15 protein-coding genes are annotated in these 16,146 nt (G+C 39.8%); 6 read left to right on the top strand and 9 right to left on the bottom strand.

The window, feature by feature from the left end; genetic code table 11:
- Positions 1 to 169: 169 nt before the first annotated feature.
- The 3 genes from htpX to apbC all read right to left on the bottom strand — a co-directional run bounded on the left by htpX (position 170) and on the right by apbC (position 3,081).
- Positions 170 to 1,126 (bottom strand): zinc metalloprotease HtpX, encoded by a 957-nt coding sequence (gene htpX / locus AC4IFT_RS09700; RefSeq protein ID WP_490751220.1) that lies wholly within the window; start codon positions 1,124 to 1,126, stop codon positions 170 to 172.
- 85 nt (positions 1,127 to 1,211) lie between these two features.
- Positions 1,212 to 1,772, bottom strand: coding sequence for a LemA family protein (locus AC4IFT_RS09695; protein ID WP_273804443.1), 561 nt, complete (start codon positions 1,770 to 1,772; stop codon positions 1,212 to 1,214).
- 196 nt (positions 1,773 to 1,968) lie between these two features.
- Entirely contained in the window at positions 1,969 to 3,081 is a 1,113-nt protein-coding gene (apbC, locus tag AC4IFT_RS09690) for an iron-sulfur cluster carrier protein ApbC (protein WP_219244217.1), read from the bottom strand.
- Positions 3,082 to 3,348: 267 nt separating this feature from the next.
- On the opposite strand from apbC, the gene metG reads away from it, so the two are divergent.
- The 4 genes from metG (at position 3,349) to cdd (ending at position 7,778) form a co-directional block, all read left to right on the top strand.
- Complete coding sequence (gene metG, locus AC4IFT_RS09685) at positions 3,349 to 5,376, top strand: methionine--tRNA ligase (RefSeq protein ID WP_490733091.1); 2,028 nt, start codon at positions 3,349 to 3,351, stop codon at positions 5,374 to 5,376.
- Between the two features lie 147 nt (positions 5,377 to 5,523).
- Complete coding sequence (locus tag AC4IFT_RS09680) at positions 5,524 to 5,991, top strand: CidA/LrgA family protein (protein WP_490751219.1); 468 nt, start codon at positions 5,524 to 5,526, stop codon at positions 5,989 to 5,991.
- Complete coding sequence (locus tag AC4IFT_RS09675; protein ID WP_273804439.1) at positions 5,991 to 6,686, top strand: CidB/LrgB family autolysis modulator; 696 nt, start codon at positions 5,991 to 5,993, stop codon at positions 6,684 to 6,686. The genes AC4IFT_RS09680 and AC4IFT_RS09675 overlap by 1 nt, the downstream gene beginning before the upstream one ends.
- A gap of 204 nt (positions 6,687 to 6,890) precedes the next feature.
- Entirely contained in the window at positions 6,891 to 7,778 is an 888-nt protein-coding gene (gene cdd / locus AC4IFT_RS09670) for a cytidine deaminase (protein WP_273827235.1), read from the top strand.
- A 413-nt stretch (positions 7,779 to 8,191) separates the two neighbouring features.
- Here the strand turns inward: cdd and AC4IFT_RS09665 are convergent, their stop codons facing one another.
- From AC4IFT_RS09665 to AC4IFT_RS09650, 4 genes are all read right to left on the bottom strand, one after another.
- Positions 8,192 to 8,998 carry a hypothetical protein gene (locus tag AC4IFT_RS09665; protein ID WP_490751218.1) on the bottom strand — a complete coding sequence of 269 codons (807 nt, stop codon included), beginning with the start codon at positions 8,996 to 8,998 and terminating at the stop codon, positions 8,192 to 8,194.
- Positions 8,999 to 9,007: 9 nt separating this feature from the next.
- Complete coding sequence (locus AC4IFT_RS09660) at positions 9,008 to 9,703, bottom strand: hypothetical protein (RefSeq protein WP_490751217.1); 696 nt, start codon at positions 9,701 to 9,703, stop codon at positions 9,008 to 9,010.
- A gap of 203 nt (positions 9,704 to 9,906) precedes the next feature.
- A complete protein-coding gene (locus AC4IFT_RS09655) occupies positions 9,907 to 10,629 on the bottom strand; it encodes a hypothetical protein (protein ID WP_490751216.1) in 723 nt (240 codons plus the stop codon).
- A 41-nt stretch (positions 10,630 to 10,670) separates the two neighbouring features.
- Complete coding sequence (locus AC4IFT_RS09650) at positions 10,671 to 11,288, bottom strand: hypothetical protein (RefSeq protein ID WP_490751215.1); 618 nt, start codon at positions 11,286 to 11,288, stop codon at positions 10,671 to 10,673.
- Positions 11,289 to 11,704: 416 nt separating this feature from the next.
- Between AC4IFT_RS09650 and AC4IFT_RS09645 the strand changes: the two genes are divergently transcribed.
- Both AC4IFT_RS09645 and AC4IFT_RS09640 read left to right on the top strand, forming a co-directional pair.
- Entirely contained in the window at positions 11,705 to 13,402 is a 1,698-nt protein-coding gene (locus AC4IFT_RS09645) for an NAD-dependent malic enzyme (RefSeq protein WP_490733102.1), read from the top strand.
- A 162-nt stretch (positions 13,403 to 13,564) separates the two neighbouring features.
- Positions 13,565 to 14,464, top strand: a complete 900-nt coding sequence (locus AC4IFT_RS09640) for a rhomboid family intramembrane serine protease (protein WP_490733104.1) — start codon at positions 13,565 to 13,567, stop codon at positions 14,462 to 14,464.
- A gap of 45 nt (positions 14,465 to 14,509) precedes the next feature.
- Here the strand turns inward: AC4IFT_RS09640 and AC4IFT_RS09635 are convergent, their stop codons facing one another.
- Positions 14,510 to 15,292: a sulfite exporter TauE/SafE family protein gene (locus AC4IFT_RS09635; protein ID WP_490733106.1), complete on the bottom strand. Its 783-nt coding sequence runs from the start codon at positions 15,290 to 15,292 to the stop codon at positions 14,510 to 14,512.
- Positions 15,292 to 16,137, bottom strand: coding sequence for a MurR/RpiR family transcriptional regulator (locus tag AC4IFT_RS09630; RefSeq protein WP_490751214.1), 846 nt, complete (start codon positions 16,135 to 16,137; stop codon positions 15,292 to 15,294). Before AC4IFT_RS09630 ends, AC4IFT_RS09635 begins: the two co-directional genes overlap by 1 nt.
- Positions 16,138 to 16,146 lie beyond the last annotated feature (9 nt).

Below are 16,146 nucleotides of genomic sequence, written 5' to 3'. Positions count from 1 at the left end.
TGGTTAAATATTTTAGAAATGAAAATACATAACATCAAAATGTTACGTTGGCGGAATTATAGGGGGTAATGGCGTGTTGTTCCAGCGTCCCTCGACAAAGTTCGCTAAAAAAAACGCCAATATTTGATAGAAAATGGGGAATTGATGATTAGCCCTTTAATTTATAGGGCTAAAATGGCTTCTTACCTTCTAATGCAGCAATGCGATTTTCAATAGAGGGATGAGTGGAAAACACAGAATCCCCTTTATTAAAAATATAAGCCGCTTTACGGTAAGCCTGCCCTGTACTGCTCTCATCATACTCATGCGTTTCGTGCTTGCCTGATATTTTTTTCAATGCACTGATCATCGCTTGGTTATCAGAAGTGAGATCAACTGCCGCCGCATCCGCCATATATTCACGAGTACGGGATAAATAAAAATACAGAATTTGCGTGATCCATGGCAACACAAAATTCAAGACCATTAAAATCATTTGGGCTTTATTCGCCGCATTATTGCGGCTTCGTCCTGCGGTACGAATAAAAATCTGACTAAATACGTTAGTTACCGTCAAAATCACGTTCGCTAAAATACCCACATACAGGGTCAGCTTCGAGTCACCATGTATAATATGACCGACCTCGTGCGCCAGAACGGCTTGCACTTCTTGCCGGTTCAATGTTTGAAGTAGACCGCGAGTCACACCAACCAATGCATTACGGCCATTCCAACCTGCGGCAAATGCATTTGGTTCATCACTTTCTAAAATATATAAACGAGGAATATAGCCTAAACTTGCACTTAAGCTAAGCTCTTCAATAATATTAAACAGCTGTTTTTCTTCTGAACTGATGGCATTTTCTGGGTTGATTTCTTTCGCATTCATCCCTGCCAACATCATTTTATGGCCCCGAAAATGAATATAAATCAAACCTAGGAATGTCAAACCTAAAACGATAAATGTCGCAATTGGCATTTCTTTTAACGTCACAAATTCCATTGCATTATCAAACAAATCTAACTGTTCATTTGGATGCGTGGCAATATCCGCTAATAACCCAATGATAAGCATAATAAAAATATAGCTCATTACCACAAAACGAGTCCGAATATTATTTTTGCGTATGACGTTACGAAAATCCATAAAATACCCTGCTTTCTATCACAGATAATTATCGGAACGTCCTAAGTTGTTCCGATAATTTTTCTAAATAACAATTAACCGATAATTAGTCGAAATTAATACGACGTGACTCTTCAGACTTAATCGTCTCTTCGTCAAGACGCCAATATTCTTTCGATATTTTTAAGCTAGGAATAATGCCAACAATAAGCGCGGCAGGCATCGACGCGATATAAGCATTGTAGGTTTCTAATGTACGGTTATAACCACGTTTCGCAAAAGAAAGCTTATTTTCTGAAGACACAATTTCTTCTTGCAGATTTGCCATGATTGCGTCAGATTTCAGCTCTGGATAAGCTTCAACTGCAACGTTAATCGCCCCACTGCTCACCATTTTGGATAATGCATCTTCCGCTTCACGTGCTTTATCACCCGTTGCATTTTGAGCCTGAGTACGCAGTTCGGTAATTTTACTGAACACTTCCGTTTCATGGCTTAAATATTTTTTCACCGTCGCAAGTAAGCTATCAAACACTTTTCCGCGTCTGTCTAATTGAACTGAAATTTCAGTTTCACTGGAAACTACGGCTTCGCGTAATGCTACAATGCGGTTATAAAAATAAATAACGATCAGCACCACTACGACAATAAAAATTAAAAATTTCATAATCACCTTTTAGGGCTTGCCCATAGGAAAGAATTCATCAACAACCATATCGCTTTATTCTACGCTATCCTTTCTCAATAGAGAAACAATCCGCTGATAAATCAGAAAAAGGGAAATTGCTGGGTTGGTGTTCAATACAAATAAAAAAGGCTATTTAATGTTAAACACTAAATAGCCCTTATTAAATTACGCTAAATTACACTGCGCGGAATGAAATTTCCGTTGGGATTTTATCCCCTTCCCAATACATTAATGCCGAAATACCTGATGCGATTTCACGGTAAATATCCGCAAATTCACCTTCAGGGTCGCGCATAACGGTTGGTTGACCACGGTCAAGGTCTTCACGCAAAGAAATGTGCAGCGGAACTTGGCCCAACAGCTTCGTGTTGTATTTCTCAGCCAGTTTTTCTGCACCACCGGTACCGAAAATTGGCTCAACATGGCCACAATTACTGCAAATATGTGCGCTCATATTTTCGATAACACCTAGCACTGGCACATTCACTTTCTTAAACATCACGATACCTTTCATGGCATCAACTAAGGCGATATCTTGTGGTGTTGTCACCACAACCGCGCCTGTTACAGGGATATTTTGTGATAGTGTTAATTGGATATCACCGGTTCCCGGTGGCATATCGATAACTAAATAGTCTAAATCTGGCCATAAGGTATCTTGCAGCATTTGCATTAACGCCTTACTTGCCATCGGGCCACGCCAGACCATCGCATTATCATCAGTGACTAAATAACCGATTGAGTTAGTCGCTAAACCATACGCCATAATTGGCGCCATGTGTTGGCCATCTGGAGACGTTGGGCGCTCTAATGTTGTGCCTAGCATATTTGGAATCGACGGGCCATAAATGTCCGCATCAAGGATACCGACTTTCGCCCCTTCTTGCGCCAGTGCTAACGCGAGGTTGACGGAAGTGCTGGATTTCCCCACGCCGCCTTTACCTGAACTCACCGCCAGAATATTGCGCACGCCCTTAATGCCAGGCAAATCGTTCGCGCGTTTTAGCGTTGTCACATCGTGGCGTAATTTCCATTCAACTGCATGAGCGCCTGTGAGTTGTTTTAGCTCTGCCGTTTTTTCGCTAATCAGCGTTTGGAAAGGGCCTTTCCAAACAAATGGCATGACTAATTCGACGTGCAGCACATTGTCTAACATCGCACAATGATGTAACGCTTTGATAGAAATCAGATTACGTTGCAGCGTTGGGTGTGTAAATGAAGCCAAAACTTTGGAGACTTGTTCAGTCAGCAGTTCTGGTTTGTTCTGCTCGGGGGATTTATCGTTCATCCCGGCTCCTTTATTTATATTTTTGAACTATAGATATCCTATATAACTCGATAAGGTACCTGAGATTAGACGGATATACTTTGACTGAGGTTAATCATAACAGAGAACACGAAAAATAGTGATTACCAAGCGCAGGAAAAGCCACGAAGAGGCAAAAATTTCTTTTTCCAACAAATTTCCAATTAATCTTTTATACCCCTAGCAGCGATGGTTTTGATCGGTTAACATCAAAGACCCTTTTCAAATAATGGAAGTAAGAAAGTTACTATGTCTCAAGTCGCGAATAAATTACTGGTAACCTGTGCGTTACCCTATGCTAACGGTTCAATCCATCTTGGTCATATCCTGGAACACATTCAGGCTGATATTTGGGTCCGTTATCAGCGAATGCGCGGCAAAGAGGTTCATTTTATCTGTGCCGACGACGCGCACGGAACCCCAATCATGCTTAAAGCACAGCAGCTGGGTGTCACACCTGAAGCTATGATTGCAGAAGTGAGCCAAGAACATCAGAACGATTTTGCGGGTTTTTCCATTAGCTATGATAATTATCACTCCACACACAGTGAAGAAAATAAACAATTATCAGAATTGATTTATGGGAAACTGAAAAATAACGGTTTTATTAAAAATCGCACTATTTCTCAGCTTTTCGACCCAGAAAAAGGCATGTTCTTACCAGACCGCTTCGTTAAAGGCACTTGCCCGAAATGTAAAGCAGAAGACCAATACGGTGATAACTGTGAAGTGTGTAGCGCAACCTACAGCCCAACAGAATTAATCAACCCACGTTCGGTTATCTCTGGTGCAACGCCTGTGATGCGTGATTCAGAGCATTTTTTCTTTGATTTACCTGCATTTAGCGACATGCTACAAGCATGGACTCGCTCAGGCGCACTGCAAGAGCAAGTGGCGAATAAAATGCAAGAATGGTTCGAGTCTGGCCTGCAACAGTGGGATATTACCCGTGATGCACCGTATTTCGGCTTTGAAATCCCAGATGCACCGGGCAAATATTTCTACGTCTGGTTGGATGCACCAATTGGTTACATGGGTTCATTTAAAAACCTGTGTGACAAACGTGGTGATCTGAATTTCGATGAGTTCTGGAATAAAGATTCGAAAACAGACCTTTACCACTTTATCGGTAAAGATATCGTCTATTTCCACAGCCTGTTCTGGCCTGCGATGTTAGAAGGCAGTCAATTCCGTAAACCAACTAACCTGTTTGTCCATGGTTATGTCACGGTTAACGGAGCGAAAATGTCCAAATCCCGTGGCACATTTATCACAGCGCGCTCATATTTAGACCATTTGGATGCAGACTGCTTACGTTATTACTACGCAGCAAAACTGTCTTCACGTATCGATGATATCGATTTAAACCTTGAAGACTTCGTCCAGCGCGTCAATAGCGATATCGTGAATAAAGTGGTTAACTTAGCTTCGCGTAACGCAGGCTTTATTGCTAAACGCTTCGATGGCAAGTTATCTGCAAACTTAGCAGAGCCTGAGCTATATCAACAGTTTGTTGACGCGGCAAAAGTCATCGGTGAAGATTTTAGCAATCGTGAATACAATAAAGCGATCCGCGAAATCATGGCATTAGCTGATATCGCGAACCGTTATGTGGATGAAAAGGCCCCTTGGGTGGTTGCTAAACAAGAAGGTAAAGACCAAGAATTGCAAGATATCTGCTCAATGGGTATCAACCTGTTCCGCATTCTGATGACTTACCTGAAACCCGTTTTACCGGGTCTGACCAAACGTGCAGAAGCGTTCTTGAATACTGAACTGTCTTGGGATGCGATTAGCACACCATTACTTAACCACAATGTTGCACCTTTCAAAGCCCTGTTTAACCGTATTGAAATGACAAAAGTGGATTCGATGGTTGAAGCATCAAAAGAAAGTATCAAGCCAATCCAGCAAGTGACTGGTCCACTGGCGGATGACCCAATCCAAGATACAATCACCTTTGATGATTTTGCAAAAATCGATCTGCGAATTGCACTAATCAAACACGCGGATTTTGTTGAAGGGTCAGATAAACTACTGAAATTACAGTTAGATATCGGTGGTGAAACACGCCAAGTGTTCTCAGGCATCCGTTCTGCCTATCCAGATCCAAAAGCGTTGGAAGGCCGTTTAACGGTGATGGTCGCTAACCTTGCACCACGTAAAATGCGCTTTGGCATTTCCGAAGGTATGGTCATGGCAGCAGGCCCTGGTGGGAAAGATATCTATTTGCTTAGCCCTGATAGCGGCGCACAGCCGGGTATGCAAGTTAAGTAACACTAACTTGTTATAGCGGTTCTTTAAGCCAGTGAAAGTGGAGAGCAAAAACTCTCCACTTTTTTATTGCCTTTTTTATTGTGATCAGTAGCACAATTATCAAGTTAATTGTATGATGAATAGATATCAAGCTACAGGACAAATCTCATGTCATTTAAACAGGTGCTGATAACGGGATGGCAGTATTTGCGCGCTTTCGCAATACTTTACCTCTGCCTGATTGTCGGAAACCTTATCTCTACCCTACTTCCTTTTGCCATTCCCGGCAGTATTGTTGGTATGCTCATTCTGTTTGCACTACTGGCACTGCAAATTATCCCTGCTCACTGGGCACAACCCGGATGCAGTATTTTACTGAAAAATATGACCATTCTGTTTGTGCCTATCGGTGTGGGGATCATGAATTACTATGACTTACTGAGTCAGCAACTGATCCCGATTGTGGTTTCTTGCATGATCAGCACCTTAATAGTCATGATAGTAGTCGCTATCAGTTCCAACTATATTCACAAAGAACGCCCTGTCATCGGCGCTAAACCTGATGAAGTTCCCCTTCCCCCTGAAGAGCCAATTTCTTCGGTGATTAATAATGATAAAACTAAGGGGAACGAATAATGTTAACGCACATTTGGTGGTCATTACCGCTGACAATTGTGGTGTTTTATCTTGCTCGCAAACTGTCAGTAAAATTTAAGCTACCAATATTAAACCCATTATTAATCACCATTGCGGTGCTTATTGCCATATTGGTTATCACCAATACCTCTTATGAACATTATTTTGCGGGCAGTAAAATCCTGAATGATTTACTGCAACCTGCCGTTGTGGCACTGGCTTTCCCTCTTTACGAGCAAATGCACCAAATTCGTGCCCAATGGAAATCCCTATTTAGCATCTGCTTTGCGGGTAGCATCGTCGCGATGTTCAGTGGTGCAGCAATTGCATTTTGGCTTGGAGCAACGCCGGATATCGCTGCCTCTGTATTGCCGAAATCAGTCACAACCCCCATCGCGATGGCAGTTGCTGATTCAATTGGAGGGATCCCCGCAATTAGCGCTGCTTGCGTGCTGTTTGTGGGTATTTTAGGCGCAATGTTCGGGCACAGTTTATTTGATGCCCTACGTGTTCGCACCCATGCGTCTCGCGGGCTTGCGATGGGAACGGCTTCCCACGCATTAGGTACCGCACGTTGCGCTGAAGTCAATTACATTGAGGGGGCTTATAGTTCACTCGCATTGATGACCTGTGGGGTGATCACCTCGTTAAGTGCGCCATTTATATTTCCTGTCATTTTGCATCTTTTTAGCTAATCTTATTAGTTACACGCCCAGTTAAATATGATGAGTAAGGGAAAACGATATTCTCTTACTTATCATTGAACACTAAAAACATGAGATATATCTCTCAATTAAAGAATTTGTTTCATATGTTTCATTTAAATTAGTGATTTAAGTCACATTTCATTATGTGCTTTATTGAATAGAATGAAAGCAATTAAATAGGGAGGGTAACTCATGCATTCAAGATTTAAGGCCGCTTGGGCCGAGCTTCCAGAGAAGCTACAGTCTGTACTTAGACCTATCATTGATAAATCCGATTTCGCCGGAATGCTAACGGCTGAGCAAGTACAACACATTAAAGCGCAAAGCGGTGTTAGCGACTCAGAATTAGCATTCTCACTACTCCCTTTTGCAGCGGCCTATGCCGTCACTCCTATCTCCCATTTTCACGTTGGTGCAATCGCTTGCGGCGCTAGCGGTAATTTATATTTCGGCGCCAATATGGAGTTTAGTCATGTTTCGATGGGGCAAGTGATCCACGCGGAGCAATGTGCGATCACCCATTCGTGGATGAAAGGCGAAAAGCAAATTACGTCGATCACCGTGAATTACACCCCATGTGGCCATTGCCGACAATTTATGAATGAATTGCGCGAAGGTGGTAAAATTATGGTGCATTTACCGGGCCGTGAGCCTGCGGTACTTCATCACTATTTACCTGATTCATTTGGCCCAGCCGATTTAAACATTACGACACTATTGCTTGATTCTGTCCAGCATGGTTATAACAACCAAAGCCGCGACAGGCTGTTAAGTGCCGCTATTGAGGCTGCTAATCAATCCCATGCACCTTATAGTGAATCCCATTCAGGTATTGCAGTGCAGCTTAAAGATGGTTCACTGTTTACAGGGCGCTACGCTGAAAATGCCGCATTCAACCCAAGCTTACCACCACTGCAAGCCGCGTTAATTATGATTAACCTTGCCGGTAAAGATATCCATGCCATTGAGCAAGCTAAGTTGGTTGAAAAACAAGATGCGATAGTGAAACAATGGTGTACCACTGAAAATACCTTAAGTGCGCTAGGTTGCCGACAAGTGGAATTGGTTTATTTGGATTAGTTTTATATTTAGTTAAACATAACGGTTATTGCTAATAAGATGAATAGAAAGCAATAACCGTTTATTGTTGCAAGCGATCATAGTACACATTTATCTTTTATTATTATCAATTTTAAATTTCAGTTAAAACTGAAAGATGCACCAGAAGAATAACCACTATAACTAAACTCCGGTACACTTGGCATTGTAGGCATTGAGTATCTATCGTCAAATGAGCTCATTGAATTATTCATTGATGACATACTATCTCTTAAATTATCAATCATACGATCATAATATTCCACATCAGGTTTATAATTAATCGATGGTGAATCAAATAAACCCGTTTCAGGCAACATATAATCAGGTTTTTCAAGATAGTAATCTGAAAGAGGGTTTTTATGTTCAAATTCAGTTTGCCCTCGCCAATCAGTTTATACAGAAAATCGGTTATTATCGCCAGATGGAAAATCCCAGAATGAAAATCTGTTAGTTCCCCTATCGATTAAAGGGTTACCTGTTTCATATGTTAACCCTTTAATGTAATCCATATCTACATACACTTTAGGTGAGTCAAAAAAATCATAAGTATTTTTTAAAGTAATAATTCCACTGTCATAAATGTTGTCTATATCCGCAATCCGTCGAAGCCAACGATGTATTTGAGGCTGCTTACTAGCAGGTGCATCATACATACTATCAACCATCGTATTTAAGATACCTAGACTTAATTCAGCTTCTTTTTCTGTATTCCCTACCGCTTCTAATGCTTTTTGCCAATATACTTCTCGCGTTTCTTCATCAGGGAGTACATCAAAAACAAGTTGTAAGGTCCACGCTTCTACCGGCAGTCCATGTTTGTTAAAAACATTTTCATGAAATACCATTGCTTCCTCATGGTTTATATCTCCGTTTATTTCTATTTCGCCATCTTTAAATCGACTTTTGAGTGTTTCTATATAACCATAAGCCATGTCCATCCTTATTCTATTAAGACTATTACTATTAATTTCCAGTTCATTTTCTTCCATTACTTCTTCTAAGTAATTTAATGCAAAAGCACCTGAAAATGAGTCCCCTTTTACCACACTATTTGCCAATACTGCATAGCAATCCCCTTTGGCCTCTAAATATGTATACATTATCTCTGGGTTATTGGTCACATTCAATATTCTAGAAGCCATAGATATATCATGTCTATTTAATTTCATATTCCCTTGCCTGTGAGTTTCTCTTTCCATATATTACTCCTATTTTTTTATGTGTTGGTTGATAAAATTTATTGTCGTATTTTTCATTTCACCCCAAATAATTAACTCTTCTATACTTAACTTAACCTCTACTTTTACTTTATATTCAGGAACTAGAAAAACCCCATTACATCTACTGTACTTTTGCTTAGGAATAACCCAAATACATCTGAAAAAGTCTGTTATCTCATCATTATCTATTTTCCAATAATAGCCAAACTTATCATTTTCCGAATCACTATATTTAGTTAGTTTTTTTAATTTAACTTCACTAAAATATAATCCTAGCTTTTCATCATATACAACATCTCCTTTTATTTTCTCCTCCCCCCAGTCAAGGTATATATAACGTTTATGCTCTAGATACCCCTTTACCTTGTCATTTAATGGTTCAATAGAGACTCTTATCGTTTTTTTCTTTGTTGTATATTCATCATAATCAACAGGTTTCATTTCTGGCCAACTCATCCTCAATGGTAATACCCTAAAATTAGCTTCACATCCCTTCTTATTTTTAATAAACCTCGGATCAAAATAGCTATACCCTTCATATTCTGCAAAGTTATACACATAGTCACTCGGTACCTCAACTATTGTATTATTAAACTTTCCACACATAAATCCGGGTCGGTTGTTTGCATTAACAACACATGAAAATAGTAAAAATGGAAATATTAAAAAAATATTAAATCGCATATTCTATTTAAACCTTAATATTACTTTAAAAATTATTGAATAATCTCCAGATGAGAATAAATGAATAAATCTTCAACAGCTTCCATGTTTTTTACCATTTCAATAACTAAGGGGATTTCCTCATTCCATTCATCCACCAGTCAATACCGCTAATATTTTTATTAGTTACTTAGATCGTCATAATTAAAATACCATTTATATTATTAATCATGCAATTTATCCTTAACATAATTAATTATAAATAACTTAGTCTGATTCATTATATCACTCCACTGGTTATAATTATTAAAGCCAAATCTAACCTCTACTAATATACTTATCTCTTGTATTGAAAAAATCATATTACAGCTTAAATATTTATTTTCTAACGGTGACCATAAGCATTCTAAGATAGCCTCAACCTCACGTTCATTTTCCGACCAGAAAAAGACCTTCTTCTTTTGGCTATTTTTATTATCAAAGCTTTTATTTTCATTATAGGTTTCATAATATTCTATATATTTAAGGTCTGCATCATCGTCATATAAAATCTGGCTTCGCCTTCCTAAATATGATGCATTTAGATAATTATTCATTTTCTGTGTCAAAGAATATTCATTTTCTCTTATAGGCTTCAATATTATTTTTATAATTTTTTCATCACTTTCTGTTTTATACTTTTCCTTAACATCAACACTTCTCATATGAGGCCAATATGTCATCAAGGTTAACTCCCTATAATTTTCATTACACCCTTTTTTATTCTCTATAAATTTAGGATCAAAAAAGCTGTAACCTTGATATTCCACTGGCATATATACGTATTCATTGGGCACTTCAACAACATTACCGTTAAACTTCCCACACACAAATCCGGGCCGATTGTTTGCATTAATAGCACACGAAAATAATAACAATGGAAATATTAAAAAAATATTCAATCGCATATTTTTCTTATACCTCAAGATTGATTAATTCATATATATGGTCAATACTTTGCCATGGATAATATTTTACCCATCCGTTTATGCCATTTATTAATTATGATTTTTTCTTTGTCGTTTGCTTTTTTTCCTTTTTCTAACATCACTTTCATTAAGCTGTATATCACCGATAATTCTTGCCCTCTATCGCCTGACGCTTCCATGATTTTTTGCCAGTAGAATTCTTTTTGTTTTTCGTCTAATACAGAAAATACGACGCCTAATACCCAAGCCTCTTCTGGGATTTTATTACGTAACATGACTAAATAATGTAACTCATCGGCTTCTTTGTAAGTCATATCGCGAGCGACTTTTTCCCCAGTACTTTGCTTTATTAGCTTACTATTTAATACGGTGAGAGTTTCTAATGCATGGTCATAATGTAGTTTATCTATTAAGTCTTTATTGGTAGGCTTATCTTTTTCTTTCATTACCAAATAAAAGTAATCTGCCACAATGCGGCCAAAGAGGGGTGAACCATATTTATTCTCATAAAGATATTGGTCGACTGTTCTGATTGTTTCTGCTGAATTATAATTAGCCTTTGAATAATTAAAAATACTCAAGAAGAAAACGACTATCAATAACATCGATTTTTTATATTTCAAAATTAAACCAAACACGGTAATTCTCCTTATTAAAGATAATTTAAGACATAACAGCTTTGACAATTTATGAAAAATAAAAACATGCAGCAATATATGATATTTTAAAATATAATTTTGTTGCTATTTAGTTAAAAAAAACATTTTCTAGGCTAAAGATAAAAATAAATTAACAACTCCCAAAAAAACAAAATCAAACTAGATTTTCACCTTTAAATTTAAAAAAGTTGATTAAAACCATTATTTTACTAACCGTGATCTACCTACCGTAATTGCAACGTAAAAGTATGCTTTAGTTTCCTTCCTTAACTAAATTCTTTATTATGTCTATAAAATTTTTAACGATTTTGCATCATTATTTACTGTACATATTTCCTGTTTAGCTTAGGATCTACCCTGACTTTGTTGATTAATCGTCCGAAGAGTGATATTTCATGGAACATGAATACGAAACAAAACGCCCTCTCTATATTCCCTATGCTGGTCCAATTTTACTGGAATTCCCTTTATTGAATAAAGGCAGTGCGTTCACTGAAGAAGAACGCGCGAACTTCAACCTGCATGGCTTACTGCCTGAGCAAGTTGAAACTATCGAAGAGCAAGTTGAGCGTGCTTATCGTCAATTAATTGATTTTAAAACCGATATCGATAAACACATCTACTTAAGAAACATTCAAGATACCAACGAAACCTTATTCTATCGCTTGATTGATGCCCACTTAACAGAAGTGATGCCAATCATTTACACCCCAACCGTGGGTGAAGCGTGCGAACATTTCTCTGATATCTACCGTCGTGCCCGTGGGTTATTTATTTCTTATCCAAACCGCGCACATATTGATGATATGCTGCAAAACGCCACAAAACAAAACGTAAAAGTTATCGTTGTGACGGATGGTGAGCGCATCTTAGGCCTTGGTGACCAAGGTATCGGCGGTATGGGCATTCCAATTGGTAAACTGTCACTGTATACCGCATGTGGTGGTATCAGCCCTGCTTATACCTTACCAATTGTTATTGATGTGGGAACGAATAACCCGCAACGCTTGAATGACCCGCTGTATATGGGGTGGCGTCATCCACGTATTACCGGTGACGAATATAACGAATTCCTCGATGAGTTTGTGCAAGCAGTTAAGCGCCGTTGGCCAAATGTTTTACTGCAATTTGAAGACTTCGCACAGAAAAATGCGATGCCATTGTTAACCCGTTACCGTGATGAGTTGTGCTGTTTTAACGATGATATTCAAGGGACTGCGTCCGTCGCATTAGGTAGCCTCATCGCCGCTAGCAATGCCGCAGGCAGTAAATTAAGTGACCAACGTGTGACGTTCTTGGGTGCAGGCTCTGCGGGTTGTGGTATCGCCGAGCAAATCATTGCCCAAATGAAATCCGAAGGGTTAAGCGATGAAGAAGCTCGCTCACGCATTTACATGGTTGACCGTTTTGGTTTATTAACGGATAAGCTCCCTAACCTACTCGATTTCCAAGCCAAATTAACGCAAAACAGTGCTAACTTAGCCAGTTGGGATGTAGACAGCGATTCAATTTCACTGCTGGATGTTGTTCGCAATGCTAAACCAACCGTTTTGATTGGGGTTTCTGGTCAAGCAGGCTTATTCACCGAAGAAATCATCAAAGAGATGCACAAGCACTGTGAACGCCCGATTGTGATGCCATTGTCGAACCCAACCTCACGCGTTGAAGCTCGCCCTGAAGACATCATTAATTGGACCGATGGAAAAGCGTTAGTTGCGACAGGCAGCCCGTTCAGCCCAGTCTCTTATAAAGACCAAGTTTTCCCAATTGCCCAGTGCAATAACTCCTATATTTTCCCAGGAATTGGTTTGGGGGTTATCGCGTCAGGCGCAAAACGTGTCACAGATGGCATGTTGATGGCCGCTAGCCGCGCATTAGCAAGCTGTTCACCACTGGCAAAAAATGGCGAAGGGGCTTTATTACCTTTGTTATCTGATATCCAAGATGTTTCACGGATTATTGCGAAACAAGTCGCTAAAGAAGCGCAGGTTCAAGGCGTGGCAACTGTCACCTCTGATAGCGCATTGGATGAAGCTATTGAGCGCAATTTCTGGAAACCAGAGTACCGTACTTATAAACGTACTTCGTTCTAATTTATTGTTTCTCAAATTGAAAGGCGCATATTTATGCGCCTTTTTTATTTTTGTTATTTGTCTGAAAAAACATAAAAATTACACGAGTTCAGATAATGGTAAATTGCGCTAATGACTTAGCTTATTTAATATATCAATACAACGCAGAGATAGGATATTGAAATGGCTGACCCTTTAGAGACTCACTCTCCCCATAAACCGAAGTTTTCCATTTGGGCCATGGCACTCACTTTATTGATAGTCGCCGTAAATATCACCGTTTATTTTTATCAGCTTACCTATGCTGCCCCCCTTGATTCCCAAGAAAATAACTTATTAATATTTGGTGCAAATGTTTACCAACTCTCTTTAACGGGGGATTGGTGGCGCTATCCAATGAGTATGGTGTTGCATTCAGGGGGCTTTCACCTTGCCTTAAATACCTTGGCACTGTTTGTGATAGGGATAGAATGTGAACGAACGTACGGTAAATTCAGATACCTCGCTATTTACCTCTTTTCAGGTATTGGCGCAGCATTTTTTAGTGCTTATTGGCAATATAGCGAAAGTATTCGAGAAGCCACCAGTCGCGCATCAATGAACTCATGGAATAGCTTATATTTACCTGATAATACAGTTTATATTACTGTCAGTATTGGTGCATCAGGTGCCATTATGGGGCTGGCTGCCGCCTCGGTTATTTACCTGTTAAAAGCACTGAATAACCCCAATTTATCTGGTGAAGAAAAAAGCCAATTAAAACGCCCGCTGTATAATATCATTGGGATGATTGCTTTAACTTTAGTGAATGGTTTACAGTCTGGCATTGATAATGCGGCACATATCGGCGGCGCTATTTTAGGTGCCGTTATTAGTAGTGCTTTTGTTCTTGCACCACAATCCACACCGCTCGCGAAACACCTTTCCAGTTTATTAATTTCTGTGATTGCAGCGGGACTACTTATTTTCACTTTGCAGCACTATTCCTCCTCACAAGATGAAGACTTAAATGATGAGCGTGTTTTTATTTACCAAGAGATGGAAAAAGAACTGAATCATTTAAAAAAATGGGATTTAGATTAGCTAACTTGCCCTATTATTTGTCATATCAATAATAGGGCTACCTATTTAAAAAGAGAATAAATTCAGTGTCATCATAACTGCACTACAGGTGATCAGTAACAGGGTAATGTATTGGAATGTGCGTTCAGAAAGGTGGATCAGTAAGTATTTTGCCACTGGCATCACAATCAATGCCCCTGCACACAAAATAAGTGCCAGTTTTAAGTCAGTATACCCTTCCTGCGCATAAGCTAAGGCAGATGACCCCGACAAGACCGTTGTGACAAAAATCGATGTCCCTATAGCCTGCTTAATATTCAATTGCATATAACGCAACAACATAGGCAAGACCACCACACCACCACCAACCCCCGTTGCCCCGAGAACAATTCCCGCTAACACTGCAGGGAAAGCCATCGACTTCAATTGGGAAGTTTGCACCACGGTAATTTTTGCTGGCGCGGCGAAAAACATTCTCTGTACAAATAAATAAAGGGAAAAAATAATTGCAGCTGCAACGAGAAGGTTAATCCCCCATTCAACTTGTTTTTCATACCCCTCAAGGCTACCCAGCCATGTCACCAATAAACTGGCTAAAAACGTACTTGGCAACATAATTGCTAAAACAATCATGGCCCCTTTGAATGGGATATTGCCGAGGCGAAAATGCATATATGAGGAGGAAATTTTCATCAACATCGATAAAAAGTTCGCCGTTGCCACCGCCGCCAATGCATTTAAGCCGAAAAAGTAGGTGAGTATTGGCAAGACAATCACCCCGCCGCCAACACCCGTGGTGCTAATGATCAGCCCGATCACCGCACCGATGGCTAACTCCGTTAAAATCATTAATTCTTGCCTTGTATCAGGGCTCTTCGCCCTTTTTGCAGTGCTGCATCTGCATCACTGTCTGCGAGTGTGAGGTATTTAAAAAACAGTGTATCGAACGTCACCATCTGCAAAACTTGTGGGGTAATGACACCAAGCTGCGTGTGCTGTTCATCATAAAAGTACGGTAAAGTGAAATCGGCCAGTTTTGTCGCATCATCTTGACCAAAACGGCATAAAGCCACAGTAGAACAACCAGCGTCTTTAGCGGAGCGCAACATATTATTGATTTCTTGCGTGTTTCCACGAGCAGTCACCGCGATAGCAAAATCATCGGCACTCAAGTTTGCAGAGTAGCTCAGTTGAACATGCAGGTCATAGCTAAATAATGTGTGCTTATTTACCCGGATCAGTTTATGGAAAATATCACTCGCCACAATCGCTGAGGAGCCAATCCCAAACAACACAATACGTTTGGCATTGACCATACGCTTAGCGACCTCATCAACCATTGATGGCTCTAATAGCTCAAGGGATTTTTCAATCGCTGAAATAAACATTTGCCCCGTTTTTGCAATAATTTGAGAAGTATCATCGCTGCGACTCAAATTACCATACAGGCTTTCCGCTTTATGTTGTTTCTCATCAGAGAGGTAATCCACCTTAAATTCAGGATAGCCACGGTAACCCATTTGGCGTGAAAAGCGAATGACAGACGCGCTACTAACCCCTGCCGCTTGGGCTAATTCAGCGGCATTCATGGCAATTAAGCTTTCGCGATTATCAAGTAAAAATTTCGCGATCCGCTGTTCAGTGCCTTTACCTCTTGTCTGCAAGCTTTCCAGTTTTACCGTCAGTGTCGACATGGCTATTCC

Source organism: Providencia sp. UF-183 (assembly GCF_058246155.1).
This window is presented reverse-complemented; position numbering and strand designations above follow the sequence as displayed.